Genomic DNA, 11608 nt, shown 5'->3' with positions numbered 1-11608 from the left:
CATGTGCGCCTATCCCCAGGACGGATGGCGGTGCCGGTCTATTCCCCGGCGGGCGCTTTAATCTTGGTGGGCAAGTGATTCATGGCGCAGCAGAGGGCCAGCGGGATCCACAGGCCGGCGTCGACGAAGGTGTCCTGGTTCAGGAAGCTGAAGCCCAGCGCCGCGGCGCTGGCCAGGCGGAAATAGCGGTGGAAGGCGTCATGCGGCCGGCCACGGAACAGCTGGCGCCAGAAGAAGATGATGAACAGGGCGAAGCCCACCACCCCGGTTTCCGACAGCAGGCGCAGGAACAGGTTCTTGGCATTGCCCTTTTCCGGTGAATTGGGGTCCAGCCAGCCGATGCCTTCCTTCGCCCCCTGGGTGAACAGCTGGGTGGTGAAGGCCCAGTCGGGGGCGTATTCGCCGAAATAGCGGTAGTTGTTGCCCAGGGACACGCCGAAGACGGGATGATCCAGCCAGGTCAAGCCGGCGGCCTCGGCCGCGGCGAAGCGGCCGGCCAGGGCCAGGGCGTCGGTGACGCCGGTGGCGACATCCCCGCCGGCCAAGCTGTTGAGGTCGGCGGATTCCGTCAGATAGGCGACCGGCCCCATGACATAGGTGGCGCCGGCGCCCGCCCCCAGGCCGCTCATGGCCACCACCGCGCCGCCACCGGCCACCAGCACGCCCAGAAAGGTGGCCGCCGCCAGGATGCGGCCTCGCAGGGCGGCGAGGAAGACGCTGAGCCCCAGCATGGCGACGATGCAGGCCAGACCGAAGCGGGAGCCGGAGAACAGCAGGCCGCCGATGGCGACGGCGAAGCCGCCGGCCAGGCGCAGGGCGTGGCCGGGCAGGGCCGGCAGCCCCACCCCCTCCTGCCGCGCCATGGCGCGGGCAATCAGGGCGGGGATCAGCAGCACGATGATCTGGGTAGCCAGCCACGACGGCTCGAACGTCATGCCTTGGGCACGGTTGACCAGGCCGTCGTAGCGCACGGCGATCAGGTCGGTGATGGCCTGGACGACGCGCAGCAGCTCCCCATGCTGGGCCATGGCCACCACCTGCACCCCTGCGAAGGCGATGGAGACGCCCATGCCGATGAACAGGAAGCGCAGGGTCATGCGGATGTCGGCGGCGTTGCGGATCTGCAGCCGGGCCACGACATAGAAGGCCAGGCCCACGCCCCAGGTCAGCAGGGCGCGCACCAGGCTGTCCAGCGGCGTCTGGCCCTTGAAGGCGTCCGGCGGCTGGAGCATCACGACCCCCAGGCCGCTGACGACGATGTAGAGGGTGAACAGGCTCAGCGCCGCGAAGCCGTCGCCCGCCAGCCGGGGCCGCTGACCCAGCACCAGCAGGCGGTAGGCGGCCAGGATCAGCAGCAATGCCGCCGGCACGATGGCCAAGGGTCGGGCCAACGTGCCGTTGCCGAAGGGCAGCAGCGGCGTGGCCGATACCGGCACGCACAACAGCAGCGCCTGCCATAGGCGCCGTTCGATGGGCTGTAGCGGATCGGCCGTCATGATGGCGCCAGGGCGGGCCGCGCCACGGTCAGGGGCCGCAGGCGCAACAGATACACGAGACCCACGGCGGCCCTGAGGGCGCCGGCGGCCACCGAGGCGATGCAGGCGCCGCTGAGGCCCAAGCGCCAGGTGAGCCAGCTGCCCACCGTCAGGCCGAACAGGGCGGGATAGAGCTGCATGCGGAAGACGGCACCGCTGGCGCGATAGCCGCGCAAGGCGGCGCTGAACAGCGTTGCCGCCAAATAGCAGGCATAGGCCAGCGCCAGCAGGCGCAGTTCCCCTGAATGCGCGGCGTAGGCGCTGTCGCGGCCATAGAACATCCGGGCGGCCCAGGTGGGCGCGGCCAGGATCACCAGGAACAGCGGCCCGACCAGGCCGGCCGCCACCAATCCGCGCCGGCCCACCAGGCGCAGCAGGTCCGGGAAGCTCATGGTGTCGCGGGCGCGCGCCACCTCCGGCACCAGGACATTCTCCATGCCGAAGATGACGGGGCTGGCCACGGCCACGACGTTGGCCAGCGCCACCAGGGCGGCGGCTCCGGGCGCATCGTCGTGCCAGGCCAGCAGCCACAGGAACCATTGCGTGGACAGGGCCGCCAGCAGGTTGGCGCCCAGCACCGGCGCGCCCAGGCGCCAGTGGTCCGCCATTTCCGTCCGCAATCCGCTGACGGCGGCTTGCCCATTCCGTCCCAGATGCCGGGCCGCGGGCAACGCCGCCAGGGCCGAGGTGGCGGCGACCAGCAGGAACACGCCGCCGATGGCGAGATTGGCGCGCAGGGCCCACACCGCCACCAGCGGCCCCAGGTAGCGCAGGGCGTCTAGGGCGATCAGGGGTATGTGCCGGCTCTCCGCCAGCAGGGCGCGCCGCACCACCTCCTGCAGTTGCCAGCAGACCAGGGCAGCCCCGGCAACCGGCAGCAGGCCCAGGTGGCCGACACTGGCCGTGGCGATGCCCAGCAGGGGCAGGAAGGCCAGGGCGCAGAGCGGTGTCAGCAGCAGGGCCACCGCCAGGGGCCGGCCGCCGGGAGCCGGCCGCACCGACAGGGGGTAGGTCACCAGCGCCTGATGCAGGGTGTTCAGCACCAGGATGAAGGATAGCACCACGGAATAGGCCCCGTACTCCGCCGCCGGCAGGCTGCGGGCCAGCGTCACGTTCAGCGCGAAATTGCCGAAGCTGACGATGGCCTGATCGGCCAGCCCGCCGGCAAGTCCCAGCCCCGTCCTTTTCACTGATGCACCCGATGCGGTGAAGACCTTCGAAGTGGGGGCAGAGTGGTCCGGCAGCGCTTCGCGGGGAAGCACTATATTTTTCCGGAATTGGGGAATATCGGCCGGCCGCCATCCGTCGTTCTGCCAGGTTTCAGGCGATCGGGGGCGATGACGGTGGGTGTGGATACTCCAGATTTGGCATGGGCCGGCCGCACCGTCCCCGATGGCGCGTCCGACGGCGCCTGGGTGCCGCGCCGCCAAGGGGGCGGCCAAGGGGGCGACGGCCAGGGGAGCGACAGCCTGGGCCTGTTCCTGGGCCGCCTGCGCCGCCATTGGTTATTGGCCGCCATCCTGTTCCTGGCCAGCGTCGGCGCCTCCGTCGCGGCGGCCTTCCTGCTGCCCTCCTACTGGCGGGTGGAGGTGCTGGTGATGCCGGTATCCAAGAGCGGCGCCGGCTTCGGCAACCTGGACCTGGGCAGCGCGTCCGGCTTGTTGGGCGGTCTGGGTGGGTTGGGCGGCGTCGCCGGCCTGCTGGGTAAATCGTCCTCCTCCAACGAGGATGAGGCCATGGCCGTGCTCGGCTCTCGTGAGCTGTTCGACACCTACGCCACCCAACAGGACCTGCTGCCCATCCTGTTCGCCAGCAAGTGGGACGCGGCGGCCAAGCGATGGACGGTGCCGGCTGACGAGGTGCCCACCCTGCGGCGGGGCTTCAAGCTGTTCAACCGCAGCATCCGTGACATCACGCTGGACCGGCGCAGCGGCATCGTCACGCTGGCAATCACCTGGAAGGACCGCGACCTGGCGGTGCGCTGGGCGCGCGACCTGATCGCGCTGACCAATGCGCAACTGCGGGACCGCGCCCTGGCCGACGCCAACCGCAACCTGGCCTATCTGCGCACCGCCATGGCCAACGCCCAGAAGGAAGGCAACAGCAACGCCCTGAACGCCGCCCTGGTCAGCGCCTACGAACGCACGCTGCAGAACTACATGTACGCGACGGGGCAGACGGAATTCGCCTTCCGCATCATCGATCCGCCCACCGTACCCGACGTGCGCGAGCGGGTGTGGCCCAACCGGCCCCTGTTCCTGGCCCTGGGCGTCATTCTGGGCGTCCTGCTTGCCGCCGGTGCTGCGCATCTGCGCGGCCGGGCGTCGGGGCGCCGCTGACAAATGCGCGCGTCCAAGATCGCCATCCTGGTCCCCAGCTACAACGGCGGCACCCTGCTGGCCGAAACGGTGGCGTCCGCCGCCGGGGCCGGCCTGCCGCCGGACAGCTATGAGATCGTGGTCTGCGACAACGCCTCCACCGACGGCAGCGCCGACGCCCTGCCGGCCCGGGACGCGCAAGGGGCGGCCATCACCGTGCGCCGCAACGCCCGGAATCTGGGACGTGTCGCCAATTGGAACCGCGCCGTCGAGGTGGCGGAGGAAATGGGCTTCGGCTTCGCCCTGTTCCTGATGGTGGGCGACCTGGTGCATGGGGCGGGCCTCACCAAGCTGCGCGACCGCATGGTGGCCGCCGGGGCCTGCCTGGGGATCGCCAGCTACGAGATCGTGGATGAGGCCTTGCGGCCCCAGCGGGTGGCACGCCGCATCCTGTGGCGGGGCGCCATGGGCCTGTCGGCGCAGGCCTTCCTGGTCCAGTCGCTGGCCAGGGGCGCCATGCTCTACGGTCCCCTGGGCGCCAACCTCTATTGGCTGGGTGGCGGCGCGCATCTGCGCTTCGACCCGTCGGACGAAAGCCACACCGACCAGTTGGCCACCGCCGTCTTCACCCGCGTGGCTGGGGGCGGCGTGGTCTATCTGGACCAGCCCATTTCCCGCTGGCGGGCCCGGCCCGGCCGCTTCCACAGCGGCATGGAACCCCAAGGGCGGCTGGCCAGCGATGTGCGGGTCATGGAATGGGCCTGCCTGGCCGCCTGCGTGGCGCCCGATTATCCCAAGATCCGGGCCAGCCTGCTGCTGCGCGGCGTCTGGCTGACCCGGGGCGACCTCAGGGCCGCCTGGGCCTGGTCCGGCGCCCTGGTGCCGGCCGCCCCCTCCTGGATCTGGTTATTCCGCCTGCTGTGCCGGCAGGCGTTCCACAAGACACCCTGGCTGGTGAAGGCCTGAAACGATGACGAAAAGAATTGGGGCGACGATGAGCGCGGGCCGGAAATGGGCCCGCCATGCCATGCTGGTGGCGGCGCTGGCCTCCAGCGTGACGCCGGGGTTGGCGCAGGCGCAGGGGCTGTCCCAACTGCTGGGCGGCGGCAATGGCAACGACCTGACGGGCGACCTGCTGCGCACGGTGCAGCAGCGGCTGACCGGCCAGTCCACCATTCCCTCCCTGCAGCCCGACGTGCAGGTTCAGAACCCCGCGGTTCAGCAGGGCCCCCAGGTCTACGGCCCGCCCTCGGCCATCGAGCGGCTGATGAGCGCCCGCGCCGGCCAGCCCATCCGCCAATACGGCTATGAGGTCTTCGGCCGGGGCGCCCCGGTGGTGGTGCGGCAGAGCGGCGCCCTGCAGGACGGCTACATTCTGGGCGAGGGGGATGAGATCGTGCTGACCCTGCGCGGGCAGCAGAACGCCAGCTATCGCACCCGGGTGGACCGCGACGGGCGGGTGGTGTTCCCCGGCCTGCCGCCCGTCGCGGCGGCCGGCCGGTCCTTCGGCGGCTTCCGCGAGGATCTGGAGGACGCGGCCGGGCGCGCCCTGACGGGGACGGAGGTGCTGGTGTCCGTGGGCGCGGTGCGCCAGATCGCCGTGCGCGTGACGGGGGAGGTCAACGCCCCCGGCCTGTTCAACCTGTCCGGCCTGGCCACCGCGATGGATGCCCTGTCCCTGGCGGGCGGTGTCAAGAACACGGGCTCCCTGCGCGACGTGCAGGTGGTGCGGGGCGGCCGCAGCTTCCGCCTGGATCTGTACACCCTGCTGATGGGGGACGCCGCCGGCCGCGACATTCCGCTGGCGGAAGGTGACCGCATCGTCGTGCCCTTGCAGACCAGCGCCGTGGCCGTTGTCGGCCAGGTGAAGCGCCCCGCCATCTATGAACTACCGGCCGGGCAGCAGGCCACGCCGCTGTCGGCCCTGATGGCCATGGCGGGGGGCACGGAGGTACGCGGCAGCTACCGCTACTCCATCCTGCGTACCCGCGACGATGGCAAGCGCGAGATGGTGCAGGTGGGTGCCGGCGGCGGCGCCACGGTCCATGACGGCGACGTGGTGTTCGTGGCGCCCACGGCCGACATCTCGCTGGCCAAGGTGGAGTTGCGCGGCGCCACCACCCTGAACGGCAGCTATCCTCTGGAAACGGTGCGGTCCCTGCGCGGCCTGCTGGCCTCCAGCGACATGTTCGCGCCCGCGGTGGGGCGACCTTTGCCCTATCTGCTGGCCGACGCCGTCATCCGCCTGGATCCAGCCACCCTGCAGCGCACCGTCATCCCCTTCGCTGTGTCCGACGTGCTGGAGGGCAAGGCCGACGTGGCCCTGCAGTCCAACGACATCGTCTACATCACCAACGTGGCGGAGATGCGCTACATCGCCCACAAGGCGGGGGACCTGCAGCGCAACCCGACCCGCAAGGTGAACGACCATCCCGACCCGGTGGCGCCGCCGCCGGCGCCTGATGCCAACGCCGCCCTGCAGGCCCAGGCGGCGGCCTTGCCACCCGGCCTGGCGGCGGACCCGCGCGTGGCGCAGCTGGCGGCCCTGCAAGGCATCCAGCTGCCGGCCGGCCAGCCGGGCGGGGCCGGGCAGGGTGCCGCCCTGCTGGCCGCCAACCCGGCCTATGCCGCCTACGCCGCCAACCAGCTGGGCCAGCAGAATCCGGCGCTTCAGGACCAGGGCCCGCCCAAGCCAGAGGAAGAGCGGCTGAACCCCGGCATCGTGGCGCCACCGGACATCATTACTGCCCAGGACGGCAGCTCCGCCCGGGCGGATGACGACCAGGATCAGACGATGGCCCTGCCAGCCGGTGCCGGGCCTCTTGGTGTCGGCCCCTTGGGCGCCAACCAACTGGGTGTCAGCCAGGCCCAGCATTCCCGTCGGCCGCCCCTGCGCCTGTTCGTCGGCCTGGACGATGACACCCGCCGCCTGCTGGTCGGCACCCTGACCAACTACCACGTCACTGTGGTGGGCGAGGTCAACAGCCCCGGCGACTTCCTGGTCATGCCCGGCGCCACGCTGGACAAGCTGGTGCAGGCGGCGGGCGGCCTGACGCCGAAGGTGGATTTGCACGCCTTCGAGGTCACCTCCGCCGACATCGACAACGCTTCCGGCCTGTCGCGCACCGTGCGCCACAGCTATGGCCTGCCGGTGGCGCAGTTCGCGCAGGTGGCGCTGAAACCCTTCGATCGCGTGCGCTTCAACCCCGTCTTCTCCGACCGCGACACGGGCGACGTCACCCTGTCGGGCGAGGTCAAGTTCCCCGGTGGGTATGAGATCCTGCGGGGTGAGCATCTGTCGTCCGTGCTGGCGCGGGCCGGCGGCTTCACGGATGCCGCCTATCCGGCCGGCGTGGTCTTCCTGCGGCAGTCGGTGGCGGAATCGCAGCGCGACACCCTGCAGAAGGAGGCGGACGCGCTGGAGCGCCAAATCATCTCCATCGTCGGCAATGTCAGCGGCAAGGTGCAGGTGACGGACGGGGAGATCGCCTACGTCACCCAGATGATCGCCCGCCTGCGCCAGGGCATCGGCCCCGCCAGCGGGCGGGTGGCGGTGCATGTGGACCCGAGGGAGATCGCGGCCCATCCGGAACTGGATCTGGTGATGGAGCCGGGCGACCAGCTGGTGGTGCCGCGCCAGCCCAGCGCCGTGGTGGTCTCGGGTGAGGTCATGGCCCCGGGCGGCATCCAGTTCCGCGGCGACCGCAGCGTGGACGACTACATCGCCATGGCCGGCGGCATGACGGAGATCGCCGACGACGACCATGTCTTCGTGGTCCAGCCAGACGGTTCCGCCATCCAGGTGGACGGCGGCGGCTGGCTCTCCAGCCCGCCAAAGCTGGCGCCCGGCTCGGTCATCGTCGTGCCGCGCAAGCTGCGCCACTTCACCTGGGACAGCATCCTGATGGACATCATCCAGGTCACCAGCCAGCTGGCCATCACCGGCGCCTCGCTGGCCGTGATCTCAAAGTAGGCCCACGGGGAATAAAGGGCCCCCGGTTTCCGTCCTTGGGTTAGGGGCGGGCCGGGGGCCCGTTCCATTCTTCCTCCGCGATGGGATGGCGGATGCCTCGCATACTAGTCGGCAGTGTCTATTTCCTGCGCCTGGATCCGGCGCGGTGGGCGGAGCATCAGCCGTTCCCGCCGCTGGGCACCCTCTATGCCGCCGGCACGCTGCAGGCGTCTGGGCATGAGGTGCATTTCTTCGACGCCATGACCGCCCAGGCCGTGGTCGATTGGTCGGCGCGGGTGGCGGAAGTGCGGCCGGACGTCGCCGTGCTCTATGACGACAATTTCAACTACCTGTCCAAGATGTGCCTGTCGGCCATGCGGCTGGCGGCGCTGGAGATGATTGCCGCCGCTACGGCCGCGGGGGCCAAGGTCGCCATCTGCAGTGCTGACGCCGCCGACCATCCCGACCTCTACCTTGACGCCGGTGCCGGTGCTGTCATCGTCGGTGAGGGCGAATTGACCCTGGCGGAGCTGACGGCCGCCTGGCGCGATGGTGCCGATGACCTGTCCGCCATCAAGGGCCTGGCCTGGCGCAAGGGTGTTGAGACCGTGCGCAACCTCAAGCGTGAGGTACTGCGCGACCTGGACGCCCTGCCGCCGCCGGCCTGGGAACTGGTGGACATGGACGCCTACCGCCAGGTCTGGCGCCGGCACCACGGCTTCTTCGCCCTCAACCTCGTCACCTCGCGCGGCTGTCCCTATTCCTGCAATTGGTGCGCGAAACCCATCTGGGGACAAGGCTACGCCGTGCGTAGTGCCCGGGCGGTGGCGGAGGAGCTGGCGCGCCTGGTCTGCCTGGCGGCGCCCGACTACATCTGGTTCATGGACGACATCATGGGGCTGAAGCCCCGCTGGTGGGGGGAGTTCGCCGCCGCCATCGACGACTTGGGCGTCAAGGTGCCGTTCAAATGCCTCAGCCGCGCCGACCTGGTGCTGCGCGAGGGGGCGGTCGACGACCTGAAGCGCGCCGGCTGCGACATCGTCTGGCTGGGGGCGGAGTCCGGCAGCCAGAAGATCCTGGACGCCATGGACAAGGACCTCTCGACCGGGGAGATCGCGAATGCCACGGCGAAACTGAAGGCCGCGGGCATCCGCGTCGGCCACTTCCTGCAATTCGGCTATCCCGGCGAGGGCATGGCCGAGATCGGCCAGACGCTGGCCATGCTGCGCACCACCCGGCCGGATGAGATGGGCATTTCCGTCTCCTATCCCCTGCCGGGGACGGTGTTTTACGAGCGGGTGCAAAGCCAGCTGCGGGACAAGCGGCACTGGGACGTGTCGTCCGACATGGCCATGCTGTACCGGGGCCCCTACACCACCGCCTTTTATCGCCACCTGCACACTTACGTGCATCGCGACTTCCGTGTGCGCCGGGCGGTGGCGCAGTTGCGTGACGCCGTGAGGGGCCGGGCCGGGGGTGGCGATCATCTGCGGGCGCTGGCCTTCGTAGCCTATTGCGGCGTGGCCATTCCGCTGTCCTGGGCGCGGCTGCAATTGCTGCGCCTGATGCCCCATCCGGCTGCCCCCCGGACGATGACTGCGGGCAGGGCGGCGCCGTGACCGACATCCTGCTGACCCACGGCTATTTCCTGATGGCGGATCCGGCGGAGCGGGCGGTGATGAAGCCCTATCCGCCGCTGGGCCTGCTCTACATCTCTTCCCACCTCAAGGCCCAGGGCTTCGGGGTGGAGGTGATGGACACCACCTTCATGGATATGGCCGCTGCCCAGGCCACCTTGGCGGCGAAGCGGCCGCCGGTGGTGGGCATCTACGTCAACCTCATGACCCGTGGCAACGCACTGCGCCTGGCGGCGGCGGCCAAGGCGGCGGGCGCCACCGTTATTTTCGGCGGGCCGGAGCCGGCGAACTACGCCGAGGAATACCTCAGCCGGGGTGGCGATATCGTCGTGTCGGGGGAGGGGGAGCTGACCCTGGCGGAGGTGATCCCCCATCTGGCCCGGCATGGGCTGACCGAACTGGATCAGGTTCACGGCATCGCCTATCGCGATGAGGAGGGCGGCGTGCGCCGCACCCCGGCGCGCAAGCAGATCGCCGACCTGGACGCTCAGCCCTTTCCAGACCGGGGCGCCATCGATCTGGAGCGTTATCTGCAGACCTGGAAGACGCACCACGGCGTGCGCTCCGTCTCTCTCATCGTGGCGCGGGGCTGCCCCTACACCTGCAACTGGTGCAGCCATTCCGTCTTCGGCCACAGCCACCGCCGCCGGTCCGCCCAGAACGTGGCGGATGAGATCGAGTTCATCCGCGACACCTACGCCCCGGACCAGCTGTGGTTCGCCGACGACGTCTTCACCATCAACCAGAAATGGCTGGAACAGTTCGCGGCCGAAATGAAGCGCCGGGGCCTGCGCTACCCGTTTGAGACCATCACACGCGAGGACAGGCTGAACGAGCGGGTGGCCGACCTGCTGGCGGAACTGGGCTGCTATCGCATCTGGATCGGCGCCGAAAGCGGGTCACAGCGCATCCTGGACGCCATGCAGCGGCGGACCAACGCGGTGCGCATGCGCGAGATGATCGCCCTGGTGCAGGATCGGGGCATCCGCGCCGGCACCTTCATCATGCTGGGCTATGACGGCGAGACCTGGGAGGACATTGACGAGACGGCGCGCCACCTGCGCCTGTCGGCACCCGACGATGTCCTGACCACCATCAGTTATCCCATCAAGGGGACGCCTTATTACGACAAGGTGGCGGACCGCATCGCCGGCGGCGGCGCCTGGCAGGAGAGCAGCGACCGCGCCCTGACCGTGGTGGGGCGCAAGTCACGCCGTTTCTACCGCCATGCCCAGCATTGGCTGGCGGCGGAAAGCCGGTTGGGGCGCCTGGAGGCCGCCCCTCGGCGCGACCTGCTGCGGCATGCCAAGGCGCGCGCCTCCTCGGCGCTCAGCCGCCTTGCCATGTACGCCACCCGTCATGAGGTGGAACATGGCTGAGGCCCTGTTGCAGCCGGCGGCCTTCGACCGCTTCGCCGATGATTACGACGCCGGCTTCGCCCACAGCATCCCCGGCCGCTGGCTGCGCCACGCCGTGTGGCGGCAGGTGGGCGCCCATCTCTGGCCGGGCATGCGCGCCTTGGACCTGGGCTGCGGCACGGGGGAGGACGCGCTGTGGCTGGCCCATGCCGGCGCCCAGGTGACGGCGGCCGACGGCTCCCCCGCCATGCTGCGGGTGACGGCCGACAAGGCGGCGCGCCTGGGCATGGCCGACAGGGTTGTCACGCGCCTGGTCGACCTCAATGCCATTGATGATCTGGGCGGTCCCTATGACATGGTGCTGTCCAACTTCGGCGCCTTGAACTGCGCCATGGATCTGGCGCCCTTGGCCGCCGCCCTCCGCCGGGCGGTGGCACCGGGCGGGATGGTGGCCCTGGTGGTCATGGGGCGCTTTTGCGCCTGGGAAACCCTGTGGTATGGGGCGCGCTTGCGCCGTACCGCTGTGCGCCGCTGGTCCGGCCGTTCCACTGCCGACATTGGCGGCGCCGCCATTCCCGTCCGCTATTGGACCCCAGGCGACATCGCCCGCGCCTTCGCGCCGGCGTTCCAGCCGGTCTCCGTCCATCCGGTGGGGGTGTTCCTGCCACCATCCGACCTGTTCGCCGGGCTGGAGCGCCATCCCCGCCACCTGACCCGCCTGATGCGCTGGGAGACCCGGGTGGCCGGCCATCCTTGGCTGGCCCGGCTGGCCGACCATCATCTGACCTTGCTGCGGCATGTTTAAGGA

8 protein-coding genes are annotated in these 11608 nt (G+C 70.0%); 6 read left to right on the top strand and 2 right to left on the bottom strand.

What is annotated here, in order from left to right; translation table 11 throughout:
- Positions 1 to 38: 38 nt before the first annotated feature.
- Both P5F91_RS03410 and P5F91_RS03405 read right to left on the bottom strand, forming a co-directional pair.
- A complete protein-coding gene (locus tag P5F91_RS03410; RefSeq protein ID WP_277906504.1) occupies positions 39 to 1496 on the bottom strand; it encodes an O-antigen ligase family protein in 1458 nt (485 codons plus the stop codon).
- Entirely contained in the window at positions 1493 to 2725 is a 1233-nt protein-coding gene (locus tag P5F91_RS03405) for an MATE family efflux transporter (RefSeq protein ID WP_277906503.1), read from the bottom strand. Before P5F91_RS03405 ends, P5F91_RS03410 begins: the two co-directional genes overlap by 4 nt.
- 147 nt (positions 2726 to 2872) lie before the next feature.
- Between P5F91_RS03405 and P5F91_RS03400 the strand changes: the two genes are divergently transcribed.
- From P5F91_RS03400 to P5F91_RS03375, 6 genes are all read left to right on the top strand, one after another.
- Positions 2873 to 3874: a hypothetical protein gene (locus P5F91_RS03400; RefSeq protein ID WP_277906502.1), complete on the top strand. Its 1002-nt coding sequence runs from the start codon at positions 2873 to 2875 to the stop codon at positions 3872 to 3874.
- Between the two features lie 3 nt (positions 3875 to 3877).
- Positions 3878 to 4819, top strand: a complete 942-nt coding sequence (locus P5F91_RS03395; RefSeq protein ID WP_277906501.1) for a glycosyltransferase family 2 protein — start codon at positions 3878 to 3880, stop codon at positions 4817 to 4819.
- Between the two features lie 28 nt (positions 4820 to 4847).
- The gene (locus P5F91_RS03390; protein WP_277906500.1) at positions 4848 to 7826 is read left to right on the top strand and encodes an SLBB domain-containing protein; all 2979 of its coding nucleotides are present in this window, start codon (positions 4848 to 4850) and stop codon (positions 7824 to 7826) included.
- A 92-nt stretch (positions 7827 to 7918) separates the two neighbouring features.
- Entirely contained in the window at positions 7919 to 9424 is a 1506-nt protein-coding gene (locus tag P5F91_RS03385; protein ID WP_277906499.1) for a B12-binding domain-containing radical SAM protein, read from the top strand.
- Positions 9421 to 10821, top strand: coding sequence for a B12-binding domain-containing radical SAM protein (locus P5F91_RS03380; RefSeq protein ID WP_277906498.1), 1401 nt, complete (start codon positions 9421 to 9423; stop codon positions 10819 to 10821). The genes P5F91_RS03385 and P5F91_RS03380 overlap by 4 nt, the downstream gene beginning before the upstream one ends.
- Positions 10814 to 11605: an SAM-dependent methyltransferase gene (locus tag P5F91_RS03375; RefSeq protein WP_277906497.1), complete on the top strand. Its 792-nt coding sequence runs from the start codon at positions 10814 to 10816 to the stop codon at positions 11603 to 11605. Before P5F91_RS03380 ends, P5F91_RS03375 begins: the two co-directional genes overlap by 8 nt.
- The last annotated feature ends 3 nt before the right edge of the window (positions 11606 to 11608 follow it).

It is taken from the genome of Nitrospirillum amazonense, assembly GCF_029594735.1.
Classification (GTDB): Bacteria; Pseudomonadota; Alphaproteobacteria; order Azospirillales; family Azospirillaceae; genus Nitrospirillum; species Nitrospirillum amazonense.
Note: the sequence above shows the minus strand (reverse complement) of the source record. Positions and strands in the feature narration are given on the sequence as shown.

Excerpts from the sequence above, each read along its gene's own strand:
- P5F91_RS03400 (WP_277906502.1), top strand. The coding sequence starts at position 2,873 with ATGACGGTGGGTGTGGATACTCCAGATTTGGCATGGGCCGGCCGCACC.
- P5F91_RS03375 (WP_277906497.1), top strand. The coding sequence starts at position 10,814 with ATGGCTGAGGCCCTGTTGCAGCCGGCGGCCTTCGACCGCTTCGCCGAT.
- P5F91_RS03390 (WP_277906500.1), top strand. The coding sequence starts at position 4,848 with ATGAGCGCGGGCCGGAAATGGGCCCGCCATGCCATGCTGGTGGCGGCG.
- P5F91_RS03410 (WP_277906504.1), bottom strand. The coding sequence starts at position 1,496 with ATGACGGCCGATCCGCTACAGCCCATCGAACGGCGCCTATGGCAGGCG.
- P5F91_RS03385 (WP_277906499.1), top strand. The coding sequence starts at position 7,919 with ATGCCTCGCATACTAGTCGGCAGTGTCTATTTCCTGCGCCTGGATCCG.
- P5F91_RS03395 (WP_277906501.1), top strand. The coding sequence starts at position 3,878 with ATGCGCGCGTCCAAGATCGCCATCCTGGTCCCCAGCTACAACGGCGGC.